At 66.1% G+C, this 24336-nt stretch carries 22 protein-coding genes; 13 read left to right on the top strand and 9 right to left on the bottom strand.

Annotated elements, in window-relative coordinates:
• Positions 1-67 precede the first annotated feature (67 nt).
• On the bottom strand, positions 68-1036 hold the full coding sequence (locus FHX60_RS07410) for an AraC family transcriptional regulator (RefSeq protein ID WP_112775107.1): 969 nt from the start codon (positions 1034-1036) through the stop codon (positions 68-70).
• A 203-nt stretch (positions 1037-1239) separates the two neighbouring features.
• Between FHX60_RS07410 and FHX60_RS07405 the strand changes: the two genes are divergently transcribed.
• From FHX60_RS07405 to FHX60_RS07390, 4 genes are read left to right on the top strand one after another with little or no spacing between them, the layout of a single operon-like run.
• Positions 1240-1584, top strand: a complete 345-nt coding sequence (locus FHX60_RS07405; RefSeq protein ID WP_183283413.1) for a hypothetical protein — start codon at positions 1240-1242, stop codon at positions 1582-1584.
• Entirely contained in the window at positions 1574-2233 is a 660-nt protein-coding gene (locus FHX60_RS07400) for a Dabb family protein (RefSeq protein WP_183282945.1), read from the top strand. The genes FHX60_RS07405 and FHX60_RS07400 overlap by 11 nt, the downstream gene beginning before the upstream one ends.
• The gene (locus FHX60_RS07395) at positions 2230-3108 is read left to right on the top strand and encodes an SDR family NAD(P)-dependent oxidoreductase (RefSeq protein WP_183282944.1); all 879 of its coding nucleotides are present in this window, start codon (positions 2230-2232) and stop codon (positions 3106-3108) included. The genes FHX60_RS07400 and FHX60_RS07395 overlap by 4 nt, the downstream gene beginning before the upstream one ends.
• Positions 3109-3113: 5 nt before the next feature.
• Positions 3114-4112: an NADP-dependent oxidoreductase gene (locus tag FHX60_RS07390; RefSeq protein ID WP_260163664.1), complete on the top strand. Its 999-nt coding sequence runs from the start codon at positions 3114-3116 to the stop codon at positions 4110-4112.
• A 34-nt stretch (positions 4113-4146) separates the two neighbouring features.
• Here the strand turns inward: FHX60_RS07390 and FHX60_RS07385 are convergent, their stop codons facing one another.
• The 5 genes from FHX60_RS07385 to FHX60_RS07365 all read right to left on the bottom strand — a co-directional run bounded on the left by FHX60_RS07385 (position 4147) and on the right by FHX60_RS07365 (position 11635).
• Complete coding sequence (locus FHX60_RS07385) at positions 4147-4770, bottom strand: 2-hydroxychromene-2-carboxylate isomerase (protein WP_183282943.1); 624 nt, start codon at positions 4768-4770, stop codon at positions 4147-4149.
• Complete coding sequence (locus FHX60_RS07380; protein ID WP_183282942.1) at positions 4767-6089, bottom strand: MFS transporter; 1323 nt, start codon at positions 6087-6089, stop codon at positions 4767-4769. Before FHX60_RS07380 ends, FHX60_RS07385 begins: the two co-directional genes overlap by 4 nt.
• A 41-nt stretch (positions 6090-6130) precedes the next feature.
• Complete coding sequence (locus tag FHX60_RS07375) at positions 6131-6910, bottom strand: aldolase (protein ID WP_112775101.1); 780 nt, start codon at positions 6908-6910, stop codon at positions 6131-6133.
• A gap of 115 nt (positions 6911-7025) precedes the next feature.
• Positions 7026-7919 (bottom strand): LysR family transcriptional regulator, encoded by an 894-nt coding sequence (locus tag FHX60_RS07370; RefSeq protein ID WP_183282941.1) that lies wholly within the window; start codon positions 7917-7919, stop codon positions 7026-7028.
• 146 nt (positions 7920-8065) lie between these two features.
• Complete coding sequence (locus FHX60_RS07365; RefSeq protein ID WP_183282940.1) at positions 8066-11635, bottom strand: indolepyruvate ferredoxin oxidoreductase family protein; 3570 nt, start codon at positions 11633-11635, stop codon at positions 8066-8068.
• 134 nt (positions 11636-11769) lie between these two features.
• On the opposite strand from FHX60_RS07365, the gene FHX60_RS07360 reads away from it, so the two are divergent.
• Positions 11770-12705 (top strand): LysR substrate-binding domain-containing protein, encoded by a 936-nt coding sequence (locus FHX60_RS07360; RefSeq protein WP_092312884.1) that lies wholly within the window; start codon positions 11770-11772, stop codon positions 12703-12705.
• A gap of 257 nt (positions 12706-12962) precedes the next feature.
• Here the strand turns inward: FHX60_RS07360 and FHX60_RS07355 are convergent, their stop codons facing one another.
• Positions 12963-13832 (bottom strand): helix-turn-helix domain-containing protein, encoded by an 870-nt coding sequence (locus FHX60_RS07355; RefSeq protein WP_183282939.1) that lies wholly within the window; start codon positions 13830-13832, stop codon positions 12963-12965.
• 587 nt (positions 13833-14419) lie between these two features.
• On the opposite strand from FHX60_RS07355, the gene FHX60_RS07350 reads away from it, so the two are divergent.
• From FHX60_RS07350 to FHX60_RS07330, 6 genes are all read left to right on the top strand, one after another.
• Positions 14420-16303 carry a CocE/NonD family hydrolase gene (locus FHX60_RS07350; RefSeq protein WP_183282938.1) on the top strand — a complete coding sequence of 628 codons (1884 nt, stop codon included), beginning with the start codon at positions 14420-14422 and terminating at the stop codon, positions 16301-16303.
• A 518-nt stretch (positions 16304-16821) separates the two neighbouring features.
• Positions 16822-17724 (top strand): alpha/beta hydrolase, encoded by a 903-nt coding sequence (locus tag FHX60_RS07345; RefSeq protein ID WP_260163662.1) that lies wholly within the window; start codon positions 16822-16824, stop codon positions 17722-17724.
• A 175-nt stretch (positions 17725-17899) separates the two neighbouring features.
• Positions 17900-18433, top strand: a complete 534-nt coding sequence (locus FHX60_RS07340; protein ID WP_221209943.1) for a nuclear transport factor 2 family protein — start codon at positions 17900-17902, stop codon at positions 18431-18433.
• A 71-nt stretch (positions 18434-18504) separates the two neighbouring features.
• Entirely contained in the window at positions 18505-18627 is a 123-nt protein-coding gene (locus FHX60_RS27675; RefSeq protein ID WP_260163660.1) for a hypothetical protein, read from the top strand.
• A 9-nt stretch (positions 18628-18636) separates the two neighbouring features.
• Positions 18637-18774, top strand: a complete 138-nt coding sequence (locus FHX60_RS07335; RefSeq protein ID WP_183282937.1) for an RraA family protein — start codon at positions 18637-18639, stop codon at positions 18772-18774.
• A 76-nt stretch (positions 18775-18850) separates the two neighbouring features.
• Positions 18851-19009, top strand: a complete 159-nt coding sequence (locus FHX60_RS07330) for an RraA family protein (protein ID WP_183282936.1) — start codon at positions 18851-18853, stop codon at positions 19007-19009.
• A gap of 29 nt (positions 19010-19038) precedes the next feature.
• On the opposite strand, the gene FHX60_RS07325 is transcribed toward FHX60_RS07330, so the two are convergent.
• Both FHX60_RS07325 and FHX60_RS07320 read right to left on the bottom strand, forming a co-directional pair.
• Positions 19039-20025: a Bug family tripartite tricarboxylate transporter substrate binding protein gene (locus tag FHX60_RS07325; RefSeq protein ID WP_183282935.1), complete on the bottom strand. Its 987-nt coding sequence runs from the start codon at positions 20023-20025 to the stop codon at positions 19039-19041.
• Positions 20026-20131: 106 nt separating this feature from the next.
• Positions 20132-21043, bottom strand: a complete 912-nt coding sequence (locus FHX60_RS07320) for a LysR family transcriptional regulator (protein ID WP_183282934.1) — start codon at positions 21041-21043, stop codon at positions 20132-20134.
• 183 nt (positions 21044-21226) lie between these two features.
• Here FHX60_RS07320 and FHX60_RS07315 point away from each other — a divergent pair, with 183 nt between their 5' ends.
• Entirely contained in the window at positions 21227-23203 is a 1977-nt protein-coding gene (locus FHX60_RS07315; RefSeq protein ID WP_183282933.1) for an aconitase family protein, read from the top strand.
• 365 nt (positions 23204-23568) lie between these two features.
• A complete protein-coding gene (locus FHX60_RS07310; protein ID WP_092312897.1) occupies positions 23569-24327 on the top strand; it encodes an SDR family oxidoreductase in 759 nt (252 codons plus the stop codon).
• Positions 24328-24336: the final 9 nt, after the last annotated feature.

Here is a 24336-nt window from a genome sequence, read left to right as displayed (position 1 = left end):
GCCATGCCGGCCGGCTTTGCATATATTGCCGCCCGGGCCATGCACGAATTACCGCAGTGTCGTGGGCTTACCCTGTGGCTTTGCCCTGGCTGGCGCGCCTGAACTGCGTTGGCGCATGCCCGGTCCAGCGCTGGAAGGCGCGGCGAAAGGCTTCCTCGCTGGCAAAGCCAAGCTGCTCGGCGATCCTGCCGACGCTCCAGCGGGTGGTCCGCAAGCATTGCTCGGCGTATTCCTGCAGGCTGTGCTCGCGCAATTGCCGATAGCTGCTGCCGTCCGCCGCGAGCCTGCGGCGCAGCGTCGGTTCGCTGACATCGAAGCGCACTGCCAGCTCGGCCAGCGTCGGCAGCCGCGCGCCATGCACCAGCGCCGCGTGCAGCGTGCCGCGCACTTGCTGGCTCAGCGACACCACTTCAACCGGCGCCCCGACCAGCCGGTAAGGCAGGTCCTTCAGGAAAGCCTGAAGCTCCGCCGCCTGGCGCACCACCGGACGGTCGAGCAAGGCCCGGTCGAACTCGAAGCCGTAGGCCGGGTTGCCTGACGTCACCGGCGCATGGAACAGGCCGAGGAACGGCAAGGCGTCCTCGCGCCGCGGATGCGCCAGGCTGACACGGGTCGGGCGTATCGGCTGGCCCACCAGCCAGCCGAACAGCAGCAGATAAAAGAAGAGTCCGGTCAGGTCGACCAGGCAGGCCGCCGAGGATTTCACCCGTCGCAGCGAATCCATCTGAAAAACCGCCTGGCCCGCGCGCTCGCCCAGGCTCAGCGCGCCGGCGCGCGGATACAGCATCGCGCAGAAATCGGCCGCGCAGTGGATCGCCTCGCGCAGCGTCTGGCAGCTCAACGCGCAGCGGCACAGCAAATCCACTTCCTGCTTGCACATGGGCGGGTGGCCGTCGCCTTTGGCGACCAGCGCTTCCAGCCGCTCGATCGCGGCGCGATAGAGCGCGGTGAACTGTGCGGGCCGCGGCGGTTCTGTGCCGGCAGCCGGTACCTCGACGCCCTGCCGTTTCAGCTCATCCAGCAAGCGCTGCACCATGCCGTGCGGAGCGGGGACGGGATTCCCCGGGATGTGGGCGTTCATGGGCGCTGGTCGTGATTGCTTCGGTAGCGGTGATTGATCGTCCGGGTAGGGGTGCGCGGCCAACGGGCCTTCCATAATCGTCCCGGCGGCCATGGAGGTTGCCATGCGCGCAGCGCCATGCCTATACGGGACAACCCATGAGAGGACGCCACACCGCCATGATCCACATACTCGATGAAATCGTGCTCGCGCCGGGCCACCTGCCCGCGGTGCTTGACCTGCTGGAATCCCGCTACCTGCCTGGCAGCGCCGCGAGGGGCCTGACGCTGCTGCATCGCTGGATCTCGCCACCCGTGGCGCTGCAAGATGCGCCCAATACGCTGTGGCTGCTATGGCAAGTGCCGGATGCGCCCGCCTATTACGCCCTGCGCGCGGGCATTGACGGTCCCGCCCTTGCCTTCTGGTCGACGGTGGGCTCCCTGTGCCAATCCCGCCGCCGCCATGTGATGGCCGCAGCGACACCCGAGCTGCCGCAGCCGAAGGAGCATTGCGATGCGCCTTGAGACTGCGCAACTGCGCTTGCACACCGGCATTCGCGACGGGATGCCTGACCCGGGACCAGCCCTGCTCGACCGTGTTGAAAGGCTGCCGGGCCTGCACCGGGTGGCGCTCGGCCGCAACCTGACGGGAAGCTGGGGCGCCGGCGACTACACGCTCGACCTGCAATTCAACACCGGCTCGTCCGGCGCGCAGGCCGATGCCGCCGGCCTCGCCGCGGCGCTGGACGGCATCGCAACGCTCGATCACGTCGCCTATCGCGCGATCGCGGGCGGCATGCGTGCCCCGCTACTGCGCGATGGCGTCTGGCGCACGCTGATGTTCCGGGTCCGCCCTGACGCGCCGCCCTGGCAGGTACACGCGCTGGAGCACGATCTGCTGCGGATGCCGGCGTACATGCCCGGCATCCGCAACTGGCGGCTGGCCCGCGTGTTGTCGCCGGGCACATGGACCCATGTCTGGCAGCAGGAATTCGCCGGCACCGGCGATCTGCTGGGCGAATACCTGATGCACCCGTTCCATTGGGGACGGGTCGACCGCTGGTTCGACCCGGAGTTTCCGGAATGGACGGTCGAGGCGATCTCCCATGCCTTCTGCCCGCTCGCGAGCAGCCTGATTGCCAGCCACAACCCTGACGAGGAAACCGCACCATGACCGCACACGGAAAACTGACAGGAAAGATCGCACTGGTGACCGGCGCCAGCCGCGGCATCGGCCGCGCCATTGCGCAGCGCTTCGCGGCGGAAGGCGCGCTGGTGGTGGCCAGCGCACGGCGCATCGGCAGCTGCGCGGAAGATCCTGGTACGCTGGCCGAGACCGTTGCGCTGATCAGCCAGCAAGGCGGCCGCGCCATGGCGCTGGCGGCGGACCTGGAGGATCCCGCGCAGCGCGACCATCTTGTGTCGCGGGCCGCCGCGGCGGCGGGGGGCCTGGACATCCTGGTCAACAATGCCGGCCTGGCCGAATACAGCCCCATCGAGGCGATGCCGCTGGATACCTTCGAGCGGACGGTGGACCACTACCTGCGCATCCCGTTCGTGCTGAGCCGCGCCGCGATACCGCTGCTGCGCGCGCGCGGCGCGGGCTGGATCCTGAACCTGGGCTCGGTCACGGCGCTGTCGCCGGCACGCCCCTACCAGGACTTTGACCGCGCCGGCGGCGTCACCGCCTACGCTGCCGTCAAGGCGGCCATCAACCGGTTCACCGAAGGCCTGGCCGCGGAACTGGAGGCCGACGGTATCGCCGTCAACTCCGTGGCCCCAAGCACCGCGATCCGCACGCCGGGCAGCGAGCGCTATATCCCGGAGGGCTATCCCACCGAGCCCGTGGAATACCTGGTGGAAACCGCGCTGGCGCTATGCAGCGTGCCGGCACGACGGCACACCGGCCAGATCGCGCATAGCCTGCACTTCCCGCTTGCGCAGGGACTGCAGGTCCGCGCGCTCGACGGCAAAGGCGTGCTGCCGCCGCCCGTGATCCCGGCCTGGGCGCATCCGGCGCTGGGCCAGCCCGAACTGCCGGCGAGGTAAGCGTCATGGAACAGAACATGCGCGCGGTCCTGATCGACCGTCACGGCGGGTCCGATGTGATCCGGCTTGGCGAGGTCGCAAGGCCGGAGCCGGCCGCCGGCGAAGTGCTTATCCGCGTCGCCTGCGCCGGCGTGAATCCCGCGGACTGGAAGTGCCGCGAGGGTTTTCTGAGCGCCTTCATGCAGGCCAGCTTTCCCTTCGTGCTCGGCTTCGATGCCAGCGGCGTGGTGGCCGCGGTCGGCGCCGGCGTCACGGGCTTCGTGCGCGGACAGCGCGTGTTCGCGCAAACCGGGGTCGGCGCCGGCCAATGGGGATCGTACGCGGAATACGTTGCCGTCGGCCAGGATTGCGTGGTGCCGATTCCCGACAACGTGGGATTCGCCGAGGCCGCGGCGGTGCCGACGCCGGCACTGGCGGCCTGGACCGGACTGTTCGACGACGGCGGACTGCGCCCGGGCCAGACCGTGCTGGTGCACGGCGGCGCGGGAGCGGTCGGCACGTTCGCCGTGCAAATGGCGAGGGCCGCCGGCGCCACCGTCGCCGCCACCTGCAGCGCGGCCCGCCGCGACGCGCTGCTGGCGCTCGGCTGCGACCTGACCATCGACTACCGCGCAAGCGATATCGGTCGCGCCGTGCGGGCCTGGGCGCCGGCCGGCGTCGACCTGGTCCTCGATGCGGTGGGATGCGGCACCCTGCCGATGGGGCTGGACCTGCTGCGGCCCGGTGGCATCCTCGTCGCCATCCTGACGCTGGTCAGCGGCGACCACGGCCCCGATCCCGCCGAGGCCGCGCGCCGCGGCGTGCGCAGCGCGGTGGCGTTCAGCAAGATGCCAAGCGGCGCGCGCCTGGGCGAAATCGCCGCGCTGCTGCACAGCGGGCGCTTGCGGCCACCGCGCATTCAATGCCTGCCGCTGGAACAGGCCGGTCACGCGCTCGAGCTGGTCCGGTCAGCCAAGGCGGCGAGCAAACTGGTGCTGCAGGTCGCCGGGCCGCCAAACGCGTAAAGGTCGCGCGCGGGCCGGGTGGCCGCCTGGCCGCTTATCCGGTCCGCGCGGGCCTGCGTGCCCGGATCGCCTCCTCGAGCATGTCGAGGCGGTCCTGCCCCCAGAACAATTCGCCTTCGAACACATAGGCCGGCGATCCGAACACGCCTGCGCCGACGGCCTCGTCGGTGTAGCGCCGGTAGCGCATCCCGGTTTCCCTGGCGCGCGCCAGCTCCATGACGCCGCTGCCATCCAGGCCGAGGCGTGCAAGGATGGCTTGCAGCGTCGGCTCGGCAGAGATGTCCAGGTCCTCGCACCATTCGGCGCGCAGGATTGCCTTGTACAGCGCAAGCACGGGCAAGCCCAGCTCATCGGCAGCGATCACGATACGAGAGGCGAGCTCCGCGTCCGGACACATGTACCTGGGCGTGGGGTTCACGTGGATCCCCAGCTTCCTGCACCATCGTTCCAGCTCGACAATCCGATAGCGCTGCCGCTGCGCTGAACGCTGCCCCAGCAGCACGCCTCCCGTGCGCGCATACACCTCGGGAAGATCGACGGGCTTGTGCCGGATTTCCACCCCCGTGCGGCGTGCCAGGGCATCCAGCCTGTCGGCGCCCAGGTACGCCCAGTCGGAATTGAGCCAGAAGTAGTAGTCGATATGCGCACCGGCGTTCATACCCGCTCCCCCTTTGCCAGCGGGACCGCGTGCCGGGCCCCGTTCACGTCGCGCATCAGTGCCGTACTGACAAAGGCGATCACGCTGAGCGCGCCCAGGTACCAGACGATATATGAGGGGTCGCCGCCGCCGTGATTCAACAGCGACGTGGCCACGATGGGCGCCAGGCCCCCGCCGATCGCACCGGACACCTGCACCGCGATCGAGATGCCGCTATAGCGGACCTCGGGCGGAAACTGGGCGGAGAACAGGCTGCCTTCAGGTCCGTACAGGCAGGCGTAGACGAGACCGATCGCAATCGCCATGGCCATCGTGACATTGCCCGCATCGAGCGTTTGCAGCAGCGCGAAGAACTGCGGCGCAAAGACCAGGATCCCCACGGTACCGGCCATGAATACCCACTTGAAGCTGAAGCGGTCGCCCAGGATGCCGAACAGCGGCATGGTGAACATCGCGACCGCGGCGCCCCACACCGTGGCATCGAGCATCACGGTCTTGGCTATGCCCAGCGTGCCCGTGGCGTAGGCCAGGGCAAAGGTCACCACGGTGTAGAACCACGTGACTTCCGCCAGCCGGCCACCGACCACGGTCAGGACCTGGCGCGGATAGCGGCGCAACACCACCAGGGCCGGCATCTCGACCTTGTCGCCAGACTTTTTCATCTGCTCGAAGTCCGGGGATTCGCTCACTTGCGCACGGATGAACCAGCCTACCGCCAGCAGCACCACGCTCGCCAGGAACGGCACGCGCCATCCCCACGTCAGCATGTCCTGCTCCGGCAGGGTCGCGACCATGCTCATCGCCAGCGAGGACAGGATCAGGCCCGGTGCCACCCCCGCCTGCGGCAGGCTGCCAAAGAAGCCCTTCTTGCCTTCGGGTGCGTGCTCGACAGCCATCAGCACCGCGCCGCCCCACTCGCCCCCGACGGCAACGCCCTGCAGGAAACGCAGCAGCACGAGCGCCACGGCGGCCCAGTAGCCGATGCTGTCATAGGACGGGATCAGGCCGATGAGGATAGTCGGGATGCCCATCATGAACAGCGTGATCAGCAGCATGGACTTGCGTCCGACCCGGTCGCCGAAATGGCCAAAGACGATGCCACCCAGCGGGCGCGCGAAGAAGCCGACCGAGTAGGTGGCGAAGGCCGCCAGGGTCCCGGTCAGCGGATCGAACGAGGGAAAGAAGATCTTGTTGAAGATCAGCGCCGCGGCGGTGCCGTAGAGGAAGAAGTCATACCATTCGATCGTCGTGCCCATCATGCTGGCCAGGCCGGCCGTGATGTAGTGGCGGCGCGAACGCGTGCCTTGTTGCGGGGTCATCGTCTTGTCTCCTTGTCTGTCTGATGCGTGCTGCCGGCGCGTCACGGTTTGCGGTACGGCGCGATGCCGTGCGTCTGGCGGGCCCAGTACGCGAACGTGGAGTTGACGATGGACGGCTTCAGCAGGTAGTCGTGAGCCTCCCTGGCCAGGTCGTCATCGACCGGCGTGAGCGGGCCGAATGCCTGGGCGCGGATCTGCATGCGGGCAGCGCGCTCGAGATAGACGGACAGGTAGGTGGCCTCTTCACAAGTCCTGCCCGCGGTCAGGTAGCCGTGGTGCGCAAGGATGATCGCGCGCTTGTCGCCCAGCGCTTCCGAGATGATCACGCCCTCCTGGTCTGCAATCGGCACCCCCGGCCAGTCGCCGAGGAACGCGCAGTCGTTGTGCAGGGGAGTCATGTCCATCTGCGCGATCACCAGGGGCTGGCGCGCGGCAGCGAGGGCGCTCGCCCACGGCGAATGGGTATGGATGATGGCGTTGACGTCGGGCCGGGCGTCGTAGACCCACAGGTGGAAACGCGTCGCCGGGTTGGCCATGCCGCCGCCGCTGAGCGTGTTGAGATCGCGGTCGACCTCGATAAAGTCCGCCGGCGTCGCTTCGTCGAAGCCGAGCCCGAAACGCAGCGTCCAGTAAGCGCCCGGACGTTCGGACCGGACACTGATCTGGCCCGCCAGGCCGGCCTCCTGCTCCGTCATGGCCAGGATCCGGCAGGCATAGGCCATGGTTTCCTGCGTGGTGCGCGACTGGCTCGGCAGATGCTTCGCCATGTCGCTGGACGCTCGCTGGTCGAAATACGACTTGTCTCTCAGGGGGGCGTTCATACTGGTTTTCTCCGGGTTTTCCCTGCGACGAGAGGTCGAAAGGATCGGGATCCAGTATGGGATGGGGGGTTCGGGCGAGCTACGGAGCCGGCTTCATAGCAGCTATGTCATGCCTTCAAGTGTCCAGCGCCTTGGCAACCTGGAGCGCACAGGAGAGCAAGGCCGCGGCCAGCGGAAAAGGCTGGCGCTCGGGATGCGCCACCGCCACCATGCGCCGTTTCAACAGCGGTGCATGGATCTTCACCTTGCACAGGCCATACTCGGCCAGCAGCTTGTCTGGCAGGCGGCTCGGCAGGATGCATGACCCTACTCCGGCGGAAACCAGCTTGAGCATGGCATCCACCGTTTCCGCCTCCGCCACATAAGCGCCCTTCAGGCCCGCGCTATCGAGCATCCGTCGCAGCGCATAGCCATGCGGGAAGGTAACCAGGCGAAGGTCGCGGCCGCGCAGGTCGACGCCGGGATCGTCCGCAGCCGGGGCAATGCTGCCCTGCTCCACCAGGCACATCGTATCGTCGAAGAGCGGATAAACCGCCAGCGAGGCGGTGTCCACCGCGGTATCGTAGGCCACGCCCAGATCCGCCTTGCCGCTTTCCACCAGGGCCACGACCTCCGGCGAACTGCGCCCCATCATCGACAGGTTGACCCCGGGATGCGCACTGACGAAACTCGCCACCACATCGCCGATAAAGTAGTAGCTGACGGTGTGGACCAGGGCCAGCCTTACCGTTCCCTCGGTACTGCCATGCGCGTCGCGGATCATGTCCACGGCGTGATCGATGGCGCGATAGGGCGCTTCGATCGCTTCCTGCAGCTTTTGCCCCGCTTCCGTCAGGGCAACGCCACGCCCCGTTCGCGTAAACAAGGCCTTGCCAAGGTGGGCTTCGAGCGCGGCCAGTTGCTTGCTGACGCCGGATTGGGTCTGGTTCAGGTCATCCGCAGCCTTGGACAGCGATTTCAGCGAGGCGATACGCAGAAAGCTTCGCAGCAGGCGGTCTGGCGTTTCCATGTCGGGGGCAGGTAGTTTTGCCGCCATTCTGCATGGGGCGTGGCCCTGGCCGCAACCACGCCCCGGCGCCGGTGCGCCACCCATGCAGGATTTCCTGCCCCCTTGATACCTCACGTCGCGGCGGGACCACCGCGGGCGCTGCCGCGTCAGGCCGCATCCCGCCGCGCCGCCCCCCGATACTGCGCCAGCAGTGCCTCGCGCCGCACCGCCGCCGCTGCCATGCTGGCTTCCTTCACGTGACCGTAGCCACGGATATCGTCCGGCAGCGCGGCCAGGGCCAGCGCGGTGTCGAGGTTGTCCGCGCTCAGTGAAGCCGCGAACTCTTCGACCATGGCCAGGTAGCCGCTGACCAGCGCGCGCTCGGCGCGGCGTTCGGCGGTCTTGCCGAACACATCCAGCGCGGTGCCGCGCAGACCCTTCAGGCGCGCCAGCAGGCGGAATGCCGTCATCGTGCGCGGGCCGAAGCGGCGCTTGACCAGCTGGCCCTTTGCGTCGGTCTTGGCCAGCAGCGGAGGCGCCAGCCAGAAATTGAGCTGGTAGTCGCGCCCGGGCTCGCCTTCGAACTGCGTGCGCAGCTTGTCGAGGAAAGCGGGGTCGGTGTACAGGCGCGCCACCTCGTACTCGTCCTTGTACGCCATCAGCTTGGCCAGGTTGCGGGCCACGGCCTCGGTCAGCGGCAGCTTGCGGTCGATGCCCAGCTGCTGCTCCGCGGCGCGGATGCGCGCGACGGCGTCGCGATAGCGCGCGGCATAGGCGGCGTTCTGGTAGTCGGTCAACAACGCCTCGCGCTTGCGGATCAGCGAATCGAGCGTCTGCGGCATCGACACGACCTGCGCGCTGGCGGCGGCCGGCGCGGCCGGCAGCAGCGCCTTGACCGCGGCCTCGCCGTGGTGGGCGAGATATCGGCCCCATTCGAAGGCGAGGCGGTTCTTGTCGACCGAGACCCCATTGAGTTCGATCGCGCGCACCAGGCTGGCGTGCTGCAGCGGGATCCAGCCCTTCTGCCAGGCAAAGCCCAGCAGCAGCGGGTTGGAGTAGATGGCGTCGGCCAGCAGGGTCACGGCCCAGGCGCTGGCGTCGAAGAAGGCGCAGGCATCGCCCACGCTGGCGCGCAGGTCCTGCTCGGCGCTGGCGCCGGGGAACTTCCACTTCGGGTTCTTGATGAACTCCGCGGTGGGAGTGTTGGCGCTGTTGACCACCGCGGCGGTCAGGCCATGTCGGACCTTGGACAGCACTTCGGCCGAGGCCGAGACGATGGCGTCGCCGCCGATCACCAGGCGCGCCTCGCCGGTGGCGATGCGGGTCGCATGCAGGTCGGCCGGGGCCGGCGCGATCTGCACGTGGCTGATCACCGCCCCGCCCTTCTGCGCCAGGCCGGCCATGTCGAGCACGGTCACGCCCTTGCGCTCCAGGTGCGAGGCCATGCCCAGCAGCCCGCCGATGGTGACCACGCCGGTGCCGCCGACGCCGGTGACCAGCACGCCGTACGACCGCTCCAAGGCCGGCAGCCGCGGCTGCGGCAGCGCCGCGAAGTCGGCGCCGGCGCCCTTGCCGGCAGCCGCAGCGGGCTTGCGCACCTGCGCGCCCTCGGCGGTGACAAAGCTCGGGCAGAAGCCGTTGACGCAGGAGAAGTCCTTGTTGCACGACGACTGGTTGATCCGGCGCTTGGTGCCAAGCTCGGTCTCGAGCGGCTCGACCGACAGGCAGTTGGACTTGGCCGAGCAATCGCCGCAGCCTTCGCAGACCGCATCGTTGATAAAGGCGCGTTTGGCCGGATCCGGATAGGTGCCGCGCTTGCGGCGGCGGCGCTTCTCGGTGGCGCAGGTCTGGTCGTAGATCAGGATGGTGACGCCTTCGGTGTCGCGCAGCTCCAGCTGCACGGCATCGAGCTGGTCGCGATGCAGCACCGCGACGCCGGACGGCAGCATCGCACCATCCCCATACTTGGCGGGCTCGTCGGTGACCACCACCAGCTTCTTCGCGCCCTCGGCCAGCACCTGGTGCGCGATCTGCGGCACCGTCAGCACGCCGTCAATGGGCTGCCCGCCGGTCATCGCCACCGCATCGTTGAACAGGATCTTGTAGGTGATGTTGGCCCTGGCCGCGATCGACGCGCGGATCGCCAGCAGCCCCGAGTGGAAGTACGTGCCGTCGCCCAGGTTGGCGAACACGTGCTTGTCGTCGGTGAAATGCATCTGGCCGGTCCACGCCACGCCCTCGCCGCCCATCTGGCTGAAGGTCTCGGTATTGCGGTCCATCCACAAGGTCATGTAGTGGCAGCCGATGCCGGCCAGCGCGCGCGAGCCTTCCGGCACGCGTGTCGAGGTGTTGTGCGGGCAGCCCGAGCAGAACCACGGCTTGCGTTCCACCGCGATGCGCGGCTGCGCCGCTTCGCGCTCCTTGGCCTCGATCAGCGCCACGCGCGCGGCAATGCGCGCGCGCACCTCGGCCGGCAGGTCGAAGCGTTCCAGCCGGCGCGCGATGGCCTTGGCGATCAGCGCCGGCGACAGCTCGTAGTGCGCCGGCAGCAGCCAGTCGCCGCGCGGCACCGACCACTCGCCGCCGTCGTTGCCGCGCTGGTCGAACTTGCCGAAGACCTTCGGCCGCACATCCTCGCGCCAGTTGTACAGTTCTTCCTTGAGCGCGTATTCGAGGATCTGGCGCTTCTCTTCGACCACCAGGATCTCTTCCAGGCCGGTGGCGAACTCGCGCGCGCCGTGCGCCTCCAGCGGCCACACGCAGCCGACCTTGTAGACCCGGATGCCGATGCGGGCACAGGTGTCGTCATCCAGGCCCAGGTCCGCCAGCGCCTGGCGCACGTCCAGGTACGCCTTGCCGGCGGTCATGATGCCGAAGCGCGCGTTGGGCGAATCGAGCACCACGCGGTTCAGGCGGTTGGCGCGCACGTAGGCGAGCGCCGCATACCACTTGTGGTCGAGCAGCCGCGCTTCCTGCTCCAGCGGGGAATCGGGCCAGCGGATATTGAGGCCGCCCGCCGGCATGGCAAAGTCCTGCGGCAGCACGACCTGCACGCGGTCCGGGTCGATCTCGACCGAGGCGGTCGACTCGACCACGTCGGTGACGCACTTCATCGCCACCCACAGCCCCGAATAGCGGCTCATGGCCCAGCCGTGCAGGCCGTAGTCCAGGTATTCCTGCACGTTGGCGGGGTACAGCACCGGGATGCCGGCCGCCTGCAGCACGTGCTCGGACTGGTGCGCCACGGTGGAGGACTTGGCGGCATGGTCGTCGCCGGCCAGCAGCAGCACGCCGCCATGGCGCGACGAGCCGGCGGAGTTGGCATGCTTGAGCACGTCGATGGAGCGGTCGACGCCGGGCCCCTTGCCATACCACATCGAGAACACGCCATCGCGCCTGGCGCCGGGGAACAGGTTGACCTGCTGGCTGCCCCATACCGCGGTGGCGGCCAGATCTTCGTTGACGCCCGGCTGGAACACCACGTCGCTGGCCGCGAGATGCTGCTTGGCCTTCCACAGCGCCTGGTCAACGCCGCCCAGCGGCGAGCCGCGGTAGCCCGAGATAAAGCCGGCGGTATTGAGCCCGGCGGCGCGGTCGCGCGCCTTCTGCAGCATCGGCAGGCGCACCAGCGCCTGCACGCCGCTCAGGTAGACGCGGCCCTGGTCCAGGGTGTACTTGTCGTCCAGGCTGGCGCTGGCCAGGGCTTCGAGCAGGGCGGGATTGAGCGGGGCATTCACGATGTGGGTCTCCGGTGCTTTGTTCTGGGTGCTTCTTTTTTTGCTGTCCGGAGCAGTGTAGGAATGGCTGCGTTCATCGTAAAATCATCAATTCCAACACCTGATATCCGAAAAACGGATACCTCGGAGACACCATGTTCAAAGCGCGCGAAGGTTCGGAAAGACTGGCCAAGGAAGTCACGCTGCGGCAGTTCCGCTATTTCGTCGCGGCGGCGGAAACCGGGCAGTTCTCGATGGCGGCGACCGCCGAGCACGTGTCGCAGTCGGCCGTGACCAATGCCGTGCTGGCGCTGGAGCAGCGCCTGGGCGTGCGCCTGTTCGAGCGCCGGCCGCACGGCGTGACGCTGACGGCCGAAGGCCACCTGTTCTTCCAGCATGCGCGCCAGATCCTGGATTCGGTCGAAGACGCGCTGCGCGAGCCGCGCTTCCAGGTGCACGGGCTGCAGGGCAGCGTGCGGCTGGCGGCGTCCTACACCGTGCTGGGATACTTCCTGCCGGGACTGCTGGCGCGCTTCCGCACCAACTATCCGGATATCGAGCTGGACCTGCTCGACATGGACCGCCCCGACATCGAGCGCGCCGTACTGGCGGGCGAGATCGAGCTGGGCATCGCGCTGTTGTCGAACCTGGAGAAGCCCCAGCGCTTCCAGCGCCATACGCTGATGCGGTCGCGGCGCCAGCTATGGACCTCGGCCAGCCATCCGCTGCTGGAGGTGGAGCGGCCTTCGCTGCGCGATATCGCGGCGTATCCGTACCTGCTCATCACCGTCGACGAGGCCGAGGACTCGACGCTGCGCTACTGGCGCAGCCACCGGCTCGCGCCCAACATCGCCTTCCGCACCGGTTCGATGGAAGCACTGCGCGGACTGGTGGCGCATGGCTTCGGCGTCACCGTGCTGTCCGACATGGTGTATCGGCCCTGGTCGCTGGAAGGCAAGCAGATCGAAGCCCGGCCGATTGCCAATGCGGTGCCCGACATGGAGGTCGGCATGCTGTGGCAGCCCGGCCGCAAGCTGGGCAAGCCGGCCGATGCGCTGCGCGAATTCCTGATCCACGCTTGCGGCAGCTGAAGCGCGCAAAGGGCGTGGCGGGGAGTTGCTCGGGCCGGCCACCTTGGCGAGGAAAAGCCCGCTCCCAATATCCTGCAACAGCCGCCAGCGCCCCACCCGCAGAGAGCGAAGGGCCGCCAGCAACAGCGCCAGCGCAGCATCGCCACCCTTAAACGGCGTGCCCCCGCGCTGGCCTTCCAGCTCAACTTTGTGGAGGTGGCCGCCTGACCTCGGCCGCCTTCAGTTTCGTTTCTTGAGAGCGGGCAACGAAGTGCAAGCTATACGCCCAGGATCCTAGAGGGCTGAATCCCCCACTTGGACTTGAACGCGCTCGAAAAGTGGCTGAGATTGACAAAGCCGCACATCAGTGCCACCTGCGTCACGGTCATGCGTCGATCAGCGAGCAGAAGCAATTTCTTCGCGCGCTCCAGGCGCGCGTCTAATATGTACCGGTGCGGCGCCGTCCCACAGTAACGTTTGAACAACCGCGTGAAGGCGAAAAGGTCGCCTTCAAACTCGCAGGCGTCGATGATTTCCCGAACCGACAAGTTGCTATCGAGGTTGGCGTGGATATAGTCTAGAGCCCTGGCGACCAGAAATTCTCCGCGTACTGCCTTGTTCTCAAGACTTCTCCGAGACATAAGAGGTCCGAGGCGCGAGATAGCCGCCAGCGCCAAGTACTCCGAATACGCGGCCCCATGAGGCGACCCTTCGACGTTCTCCTTGAAGAGGTACTGCACCAACTGAGCAAGTATCGGATCGCGCAAGCCATATATCGGTCGATCTGGAAGCAGCCGTGCTTCGGCGGAACTCCTGGCCCGCAGCCAATCCGCGTCCACCATGACGTTAATCGCTTCTGATGCGCCGGTCCACCAATATTGGGCCGAATGGTCACGCGGCAGGTAGACAATTCCGCCTCCGACGCTAGCCGTGCGCTGCCAAGACCTACCTTGCTGACGATTTTCACCACGTAATGGCGCTTTGAGCACGAGGGAGATGCACAGTTTCGAATCAAGGAAGGACTCGATTTCACTGTCGCCACCCTTGTATCTCGTGACCTCAAGGGAGTCGCTCAACGTCGGTTTGGCCAACTGGACCCACGATTCCACGCCTTGCTTTGGATGCTTGCCATGGTCTGAGCTGTCCATGTGATGTACCTCGCTCGCGCTGTTCAGATTCGGTGGCACCCTGTTCGATGATAGCAAACTCCTCAAACTCATATCACCTTGATGGTTTGCCCCGGGAGAGCGCGGATGCCCCCTTCCGCCCAGGGACATGTGTAGCGCGTGACCATTGGCTGCGCTGATGGCGTTGCGCACGGTGAACACCTAGTTGGCAAAAAGCTCGCCACCTCGAAGGTGGTGCAGGAGAGCTCGATGCCGGCGTCTTTTCAGCCCGGCTTCCGACTCCCGACATCGGCGGCCTGATCCAGCTGCGTGCGGGGGGCGAACTCGCCTTTATCCGAGGCCGGCCTCCACGGCAGTGGGGCCAACACGCTAGGCGCCTTCGGCACCCCATTCAAGGTTGCTTCACGGTGGAGATAGACGGCCTGGCCAACCGTTCGATCAGCTTCGAGCGCAACGCGCGAGCGCTAGGGGAAAACCCTCAACGTTTGGAGAACGTGCGTTGTTCCTTGAGCGAGCTTGACAACTTGCAAGGATGCCAAAGCGGCTGTGAGCACCGGGTGGCAAGCTTCGTAAGACTTCAATGCAATTAAGAATCTTAGGAGACTTCCATGCAAGTTCCGGTTCGCTTAGCGGCACCCGTGGCAGCTTTCGCTGCGCACGTCCTCGTGGGGTGCGGCGGCAGTTCAGACGGCAACAGCTCTGTCGCGACCGCTCCGCCACCGGTCGTGAAGGACGGCATCAGCTGTACCGTGGAGATGATGCCGACCCGCGATGGAGTGAAGTTGTACACGGAGGTCTATAAACCGGTGGGGAATGGCAAGTATCCCGTCATCATGGCCCGCAATCCTTACGGGAGACTGCTTGGAGATGGATGCTTTTCAGGATTCTTGGGTAGCACCGCGGCAGCTCAGGCCAGCCGCGGCTACGTGGTCATTGGTCAGGAGGTTCGCGGCACAAACAAATCCGAAGGGACGTTTACGCCGTTCGTCCAAGAACAAAACGATGGATACGACGCGGTCCAGTGGGCGGCAGCTCAACCTTGGTCAAACGGTAAGGTCGGACTCACGGGCGGGTCATATCTCGGGGTGACGCAATGGCAGGCAGCCATTACGTCCCCGCCGAACCTCTTCGCATTTACGCCAGCAATCACTGCGACCGATTATCACGACGACTTTGTTGGGAGAAATGGTGTCTTCGATGTGGAATTAGCTCATCGCTGGGGGCTAATTTTCGTTCCGGATGCAATGGCGAGGCAGTTAGCTGCCCAGGGTCTTTCCGACGAAGCGATCACTGCAAGAGTTAACGAGTGGCAGGCGACCCAGACCGCCAACATGAACTGGAATAGCGCACTTCCTCTCACCGGTGAATGGAATGCCACAGCGAAATCGCTAGCCCCGTACATCTGGGACTGGTACTCGCATCCCACGTACGATGACTTTTGGGCCAAGATAGACGTCCAACGCCAGTTCTCCCAGGTGAAGGTGCCGGCGCTCGTGAGCGGCGGTTGGTACGACATCCTAGCGAACGGAACGATCGATGGGTTTTTAGGGCTCAAGCAATCGGGCGGCACACCTGAGGCCCGCGACGGAACAATGCTTGTCATGGATTGCTGTGGTCACGGTCTCGCCAAGGCGGACCCTGGTCAGGTGACCTGGGGCCAAAACAAAACCAACGTGGAGGCCCTGACCACGAAATTCCTAGACAAGTACCTGCAAGGTAATGACAACGGGCTGGACAATGAACCGCGGGTTCAGCTTAGCGTGCTAGTTCCTCCAGACAGCGGAACTTCCGGTGACAATTTCATGTTCAGGACGACGGCATATCCCGTTCCAGGCACTGTGAACAGGGCGTTCTTCCTGTCGAGCGGCGGCAATGCGAACACCTCATCGGGCGACGGCTCGCTCAGCGCAACGATCGGCTCACAAGGCCCCGCCGACTCGTTCACCTACGATCCACTGGACCCCGTGCCCACCCGTGGTGGGAAAGACGCCAGCCAGGCGTTCGATCAGTCCGAGATCGAAAAGCGCATGGACGTGCTCGTATATACGAGCGATCTGCTAACGGAACCCATGGCGGTAATTGGCGCCGTCAAGGTACGTTTTTGGGCTAAAACAACGGCCGCCGATACAGATTTCACAGCGAAACTTGTCGATGTGCATCCCGATGGCTATGCGCACAACGTCGTGGACAGCATCGTTCGCGCGAGGTATCGGCATGGATCAAAATCACTTCCGGATCCGATCACCCCGAACACCCCTTACGAATACGAACTTAAGCTGGGGCATACGGCTACTCTATTCAAGCCGGGTCACCGCATTCGACTAGAGATTAGCTCATCCAACTTCCCGCACTATCAGAGAAATCTCAACACCGGCGACTCCAATGAAACAACGTCGACTGCGGTGACGGCGCGGCAGACGATCCTACACGACACGGAACATCCATCGGTGCTCTTCCTGCCCGTCGTACCTGGCGTCGCTCCCCCACAGTAGGGCGCACCAAGCAGTAGCTCCATGCCCATCTCCACTGTCGCCATCTCGCGAATCGCGTGCAAAACCAAATCATTGCCGCCGCCACGCTGCCGAGCCGCCGCGGATTCAGCATTGCTTCTGGCGCGATCGGCGCTGCGGCCGTGCTGCCTTCCGCACCGGCGCAAGCTCAGGTCCATTATTGAACGACTCCTGCCACCGAAGTTATCGGCTTGATTCTCGCCGGATGCGTTTCAACGCGCGGTTTGAGTCGCGTGTTGCGGCAGCACAATGACTTGTCCAGATGGCGACCGCTGCGTATTGCCCGTGAACTTGAAGTAGGGACGGTCTGGATCAACGACAGAGCGCGATGCGTGATGAGTTCGAAGAAGGCGGCCAAAAGCAAAGTGGATGCAGATGGCTTCGCGCGATCGCACGGCTCGACGACTTCCTTGAATACAAGCACATCGTGCTCCAACCGGGCGCCGTCACGGCGCGATGATCATCCGAGTGAGTGTGACCCAATGAACGAGAAGCTATCCATGTTTGCCGACGAATTGCGCAGGACGTATCGGGCGCTGATACCGAGTGCAGGAACTCCCGATCCTGTCGCGGAGATTCGCACCATTGCCATCCCCGGAGAGTATCCGGTGCGAGAGATTCCGATCCGGATCTACGTGCCAAACGGATCTGCGGGAGTGTGCGGCTTGCCCATCGTCGTTTTCGTGCACGGAGGTGGCTGGGTCTCAGGCGACCTCGACACTCACGATGTGTTGGTACGGGCCATTGCCAACGGCGCGGGTGCACTGGTGTTGTCCGTTGACTACCGGCTCAGCCCCGAGCATCCCTTCCCGGCTGGCCTCGACGACACCTATGCGACGTTGGTTTGGGCAGTTGGCAATGCAGCCGAAATCGGCGGTGACGCCGACCGCATTGCAGTTGCTGGTGACAGCGCAGGCGGCAATCTGGTCGCGGCGCTGGCCCTCCTCGCACGTGACCGAGGCGGCCCCGCAATCATCGCGCAGTGGCTGATGTATCCCATGCTGAGCAACAAGATGGAAACGCATTCTTGGCAGCGCCTCGGCGCATCCAATTTCCCAACGCGCCGCGAAACCGAACAGCTCTTGGCGAGCTACGTGCCAACGGGAGCCGATGCTTCGAATCCTCTGGTGGCCCCGCTCCGGGGTCGTCACGAAAATCTTCCACCAGCGCTTGTCCAAGTTGCGGAGTTGGATCCGCTGCATGACGAGGGTCTCGCCTATGCCGACCTGCTGGACCAGGCCGGCAACGAGGCAAGAAGCACCTCGTACCCGTCCTCTGCGCATGGCTTCATTCAGTTCTTCAAGGACAAGGCAACCCATCCCCAAGGGGAGCATGCGCTGAAGGAGGGAATTGATTTTCTCATTACCAGATTCGGCTCACTGGAGAAAGGAAAGGGAAAATAGGGCATACGCAATAACGGCGGGGCTAACGATGTCCCTCTCCTGAGCGTGGTCACATCAACCAGCCCGACGTTCAGTTTACGGGCAGGGCGAGTCAGGAAAGATTCGCCATGAATAAGACCGCATCTAGATGCTGCACGTTTTATCAACGACGTCACCACACAAAGGAAATATCGCAATGGCAAATAATGTATACACCAAGACTGCAAATGTAGAGGATGCACAGGCCCCGAGCGTAGTCACGCCGGCCGCGTCCAATAGTCCTCTGGCGCTCCTGCAGGCCGTATTGCGGAATCCGACAGACCTGGAACATGTCCGTCAATACACCACCGACGACTTCATCTATGTTTCGCTCAACTACTCGCATCCGGAATTGAAGCAGATCATGCCTTGGGCCGGTACGACGGCTGGAACCGAGGGCTTGGTTCAGACCTTCAAGGACGTGTCCGCATACTGGTCTACGGTTGCGTTCGAACTACAAGACACATTCGAGAATGCTGATGGCGCGGCCGCCTTCGGTTACTTCACATATCGCTCGAATGTTCTGGGCAAGACCGTGACATCGCCGCTCTCGATCCTGGCTCGCGCCAAGAACGACAAGCTGAGCTTTGTGCAGTTCATGGAAGACACCTTCGCCACCGTACGGACCTTCCGCGAGAGCGGTACCTACCGCATCGCAGCAAATCCGGACGGCTCGAAAGTCGACGTCTGACGTCGCGAACAGCACCGTAGGCTGGCCCGCGGCGCGCACCGTGTAGCTGCCGGCGCCGCGTGGGCGACGGCTTGGCAGGCGTCAGGTTGGTTCACGCCGGCGACATCGTCGATTGCCTCGAAGTCTTCAATGTCGCCAGGCCCTGCGATGTCATCGTCATCGACGCCTTTGGCGAAACCGAAACCTCGATCTGAGGCGGGCTGATGACCGGGCTGGCCAGGAAAGCCGGCGTCGTCGGCGCCATCTTCGACGGCAGCTGCCGCGATACCGATGAAGCGACGTTCCTCGGCTTTCCGATCTCAGCCAAGCCTCCGGTCTGCGCCAGGCCTACACGGCGCTGAGCGGGCGCCGTGAGCAACTCGCGATCAATGTTCCGCCCCGTGCGCAGGCGTGCTTGTCAATCCCGGCGACCTGGTCGTGGCAGACGAGATCGCCGTTGCGGTAGTACCGCAAGCCAGCATGGCCGATGTGTACCTGCGCGCCACGACAATCGCGCGCAATGAGGAGGCCATGCGCGCTCTGATCCTTGAAGGCAAGGCACTCCAGAGCCTGCTGAACAAGTTTGGACGGATCTAGGCTTGTCGGGCCCTGGCCCCGGCCGCGCCTCAGTTCAGCGTCGCCCCTGCCTGCTTGACGATGCGCGCGTGCTTGTCCAGCTCGCTCTTGAAGAACGGCACCGCCGCATCGGCGCCGGTGCCCGTCACCACCAGTCCTTGCGCCGCCAGTTGCTCCTGCACCTCGCGTTCGCGCAGCGTGGCCTGGATCTTCGCCTGGAGGTCCTGCACACCCGGCTTCGGCATGCCCGCGGGCCCGACGATCGCCAGCCACGCATCGAAGCTGTAGCGCGGCACCCCGGATTCCGCCAGGGTAGGCACCTCGGGCAGCGCCGGCACCCGCTGCGCCGTGGACACGGCGATCGCCCGCAGCTTGCCCGCCTTGATCAGCGGCAGCACCGCCTGCACGGTGAGGAAGCCCATCTGCACCTGGCCGCCGACCAGGTCGGTGGTGTAATTGCCGGCGCCCTTGTACGGCACATGGCGGATGTCCACCCTGGCCTCGCTGGCCAGGAGCTGGCCGGCCAGGTGCAGCACCGTGCCGTTGCCCGACGAGCCGTAGTTCAGTTCGCCCGGCTTCGACTTCAGCAGCGCGAGCAGTTCCCTGGTGTTGTGCGCGCTCACCGCGGGATTGACCACCAGCACCAGCGGCAGCGTGCCGATCACGGTGATGGGCGTGATGTCCTGCAGCGCGTCATACGGCAGGCTCTTGTAGATAAACGGGTTGATGACGTGGTTCGACGAGATCAGGCCCAGCGTCGAGCCGTCTTTCGGCGCGCGCACGATCTGCTGGGTGCCCGGCACACCGCCGGCGCCGGCGATATTCTCGACCACCACCGACTGGCCCAGCTGCTTGCCCAGCGGCTGGCTCAGCGCGCGGGCCACGGCGTCGGCCTGCGAGCCGGGCTGGGTCGGCACGATCAGCCTGAGCGGCTTGCCATCCTGCGCATGGGCCGGAACGGCCTGGCCGCCAAGCATTGCCAGCGTGGTGAGGGCCGCAAGCGCCTTGCACGCCTGTCGAAACAGCGAGGTCTGCATGGTTTTGTCTCCGTGGGTCGAATCGCACCGTGGACGGTGGCTTTGGCACGGAGTGTAGGGTTGCGACGCCGCGGTGGCCGAGTGCTAATCCGCTGGACCGGGTATCTCAGCCCGGCATAGCTTCCGTTCCGCCCTGTGGCTGCAGCGCCGCGATCATCGCGGCAATCGCCCGCAGCCGCGGTTGCTTGTACGGGGCATAGATGCACAGCTGGCGCTGGCGCCACGGTTCATCCAGCGGCACGCGCACAAAGCGCCGCGTTCCCGCATAGGCCGCGCCGGCACTGGCCGGCAGCACGGCGATGCCCAGCCCCGCCTCCACCATGCGGCAGGCGGCCTCGAAACTGGAGACCGCCACGCCCTGGTTGAACGGCAGCCGCAGGTTGGCCGCCTGCTCGCGCAGGTCCTGGTCGAGCGCGCCGCCCGGCTGCACCACCACCAGCGGATGCGCGAGCACCTCGGCGTAACGCATGCGCTTGCGCCGGGCCAGCGCATGCGACGACGGCACCACCACATTGAGCGGATCGCTGCCAAAGGCCCATGATTCCAGCCCGCCCGGGGTCTTGGCCGCGACGCCGATGCCGACGTCGGCCCGGTCATCGAGGCAGGCACGCAGCGTTTCCGCGGTGGAGCGCTCGTACAGCGCGATCTCGACCAGCGGATGCGCCGTCTTGAACGCATGCAGGCGCTCCGGCAGGAAACCGATGATGGCCGACGGGCTGGCCGACACCCGCACCACGCCGGCGACCCGGTCTCCCAGGTCCTGCACCTCGCGTGCAAAGCTGGCGATGTCTTCGTTCAGCTTGCGCCCCAGTTCCAGCGCGCGGGCGCCGGCATCGGTCAGCACCACGCCGGCGGGCGAGCGCACGAACAGCACCACCCCCAGGCTGCGCTCCAGTTCGGCGATGCGCCGGCTCAGCGCCGACTGGGCGATATGCTCGGTTTCAGCCGCGCGCTTGATCGAGCCCTCGCGGGCCGCGGCCAGGAACAGCTGGATGTTGACGGGATCGATGCGGTGCATGGTCATTGCGCCCGGGTGGGCAGGCCGGAATGTCGCCCGATACTAACCTTGCCGCGCGCGCCGCGCATGATCCCCGGGTTTACCCTGATATGTCTGGCGCAGATAGCCGCGATGCCGCATCAGCGCTTCATGCGCGCGCGCCAGCGCCGGTAGAGTTGCGCCGAAATGCCATCGGAGACCTGCATGAGCGCCATCGGGGCCACGGCCCGCATCCTGTTCCTTGCCGACTCGGCGCCGGCCATGACGGCACAGCTGCACGGGCAGCCGATGACGCTGGCCACCGCCGGCGCGCTGCGCGACGACGTCTCGACGGACGAGATCACGCCGGTGCCGATCCTGACGCACTACGACGACGCGCTCGGCCGCTTCCCCTATACCGGCTACAAGGTTGAGGGTGTCTGCCCGGTCCCGGCCGGCGCGATCCGCGACGGCGGCTTCGCCGTGACCGTCGCCGGCAACCGCTACGGCAAGGGCTCGTCGCGCGAGCATAGTCCGGCGGCGGAGAAGCTGGCCGGCATCCGTCTCGTCATCGCCCGCAGCTTCGAGCGCATCTACCGCCAGAATGCCGACAACATCGGCCTGTTCACCTCGACCGACTTCAGCCTGCTCACGCGGCTGGAGCAAGGCGAACCCATCGACACCGACACGCTGGTGGCCGGGCGCGATGCCCTCGCCGCAGCCATCCTGCGGCATGGCGGCCTGCTCAGGTTCGGCCAGGCGCACCTGAGCGACGTGGAACCCGCCCCCACCGGCGCCCCCACCGGCCCGCAGACCCTGTTCGAGAAAATCGTGCAGCGGCATCTGCTGGCAACGCCGGTGACGCCGGCCCGACCGGTTCCGGGCGACGGCATTTTCGTGCGGGCCGACTGGCGCTTTATCCACGAGTACTACACCGGCATGTGCGCCCACATGCTGCACGCGGCGTTCGGCAAGCCGCTGCAGCTCAGGGATGCGGATCGCATCGTGGTGTTCGAGGACCACACCTCCTATGTCGGCGAAAGCCCGGCTCACGTGCGCGGCGGCCTGGTCGACAACGTCGCCCGCATGTGCGCGGCGCAGCGAGACTTCGTGCGCGACTACCAGCTCCGATGCCATCGCACGCTGACCGAGGACGAGTCCCGCGGCGCCGCGGTCGCGCGTGCGGCCGGCATCTCGCACGCGATGATGGCCGAGCGCTATGCCTTGCCCGGGCAAGTGGTGGTGGGCACCGATTCCCACACCCCGCACAGCGGCGCGCTGGGCTGCGTGGCGTTCGGCGTCGGCACCACCGACATGGCCAATGCCTTCGTGACCGGCGCGGTGCGCATGACCCTGCCGCAATGCATCCGGGTGCGCCTGGACGGCGTGCTGGCGCCGGGCGTCACGGCCAAGGACGTGGTGCTGCACCTGCTGGCCCGGGCCGACATCAAGGCCGGCGCCGGCGTCGGCAAGGTGTTCGAGTTCACCGGCCCGGTGGTCGGCGCGATGTCGATCGACGAGCGCGCCACGCTGACCAATATGTGTGCCGAGCTGGGCGGCTTCACCGGCATCGTCGCCCCCGATGCGCAGACCGTGCGCTTCCTCAGGGAGCGGCGCGGCATCGATTTCGAGATCGAGCCCTGGATGCGCAGCGATGACGGCGCCGCGTTCGCCGCCACGCTGGTCATCGACTGCGGCACGCTCGTGCCGATGGTGGCCCGCCCCGGCGATCCGGGCAACGGCATGCCGCTGGCGGCGCTGGCCCAGCGCGTTCCCGTCGACATTGCCTACGGCGGCTCCTGCACGGCCGGCAAGCGCGAGGACTTCGACTGGTACCACGAAGTGCTGCACTGGGCCGTGCAGCGCGGCTTGCGCCTGGCGCCGCAGGTCACGCTCTACCTGCAGTTCGGCACCACCGACGTGCGCGACTATTGCATCCGCCAGGGCTACCTGGAGACGTTCCAGGCCATCGGCGCGCGCATCCTCCAGCCGTCCTGCGGCGCCTGCGCCAACTGCGGCCCGGGGTCTTCCGAGCGGCCAGAGCAGGTGACGGTCAGTTCGATCAACCGCAACTTCCCCGGGCGCTCCGGTCCGGGGCAGGTCTGGCTGGCCAGCCCGCCAACGGTGGCCGCCAGTGCGATCTGCGGGGAACTGGCGTCGTTCGGGGACTTGCAGCGGCGCTATGTCGCGGGCGCGGCGTAGGCAGGCATCTGCCGGGCGGCACGGCTGCCGGCATCAGCCCCCCGGACCGGCTTTCGCATAGCCCATGCCGTAGTCCGCCAGGCAGTGCAGGTTCTGCCCCCGGATCGCCTCCGTCATGAAGTCGTGACCTCACCGGGCCGCAAGCCGCGTTCTGGGCGGGGTCGCGCCACGCGCGCGAACGCGGCCTGGCCGGCTACCAGATTTACCTGGCCACCGGCTGAAAGCCGCCTTGCCGCAGCTTGACGATTGGTGCCTAACGGGAAACAGCGTGCATCCGCCCGCGGCGCTACCGCGTCGACCCTGGTTCACCTAGCATGGGGGCATGGGTCGACAGCCCTTCCCTACCAACCGAACCGAGGTGCGTGATGAAGATCGTTGTGATTGGCGGTACCGGACTGATCGGCAGCAAGGTCGTGGCCCGGCTTGCCGCGCAAGGCCATGAAGTGGTGGCGGCATCGCCACAGACGGGCGTGAATGCGCTCACCGGAGAAGGTCTCGGGCAGGCGCTCGCCGGCGCGCAGGTGGTCGTGGACGTGGCCAATTCTCCATCGTTCGCCGACGATGCCGTGCTGCATTTCTTCGAAACCTCGGGTCGCAACCTGGCGGCGGCGGAGAAGGCGGCCGGGATTGCACACCATGTCGCGCTGTCGGTGGTCGGCACCGACAAGCTTGCCCAGAGCGGCTACTTCCGCGGCAAGATCGCGCAGGAAGCGCTGATCCGCAATGCCGGCATCCCCTACACCATCGTTCGATCCACGCAGTTCCTCGAGTTCCTCGGCGGCATCGCCGAATCGGGTGCCGACGGCGATGCGATCCGCCTGTCGTCCGCATCGATCCAGCCGATCGCCTCCGACGACGTGGCCGAGGCCGTGGCCGACCAGGCGCTTGCCGATCCCGCCAACGGCATCGTCGATATCGCCGGGCCGCAGCGCTTTGCACTGAGCGAGCTGGTGCAACGCTATCTCGCAGCCACCAATGATCCGCGCAAGGTGGTCGTCGACGCCAAGGCCCCCTATTTCGGCGCCGAGCTGGAAGATGGCACGCTGGTTCCGGACGGCCCCGCGCGGCTGGGCAAGACCAGCTTCGAGGCATGGCTGCGACAGCGCCAGCCGGCGCGGACCTGACCCCAGTGC

Source organism: Cupriavidus alkaliphilus (genome assembly GCF_014191175.1).
Classification (GTDB): Bacteria; Pseudomonadota; Gammaproteobacteria; order Burkholderiales; family Burkholderiaceae; genus Cupriavidus; species Cupriavidus alkaliphilus.
Note: the sequence above shows the minus strand (reverse complement) of the source record. Positions and strands in the feature narration are given on the sequence as shown.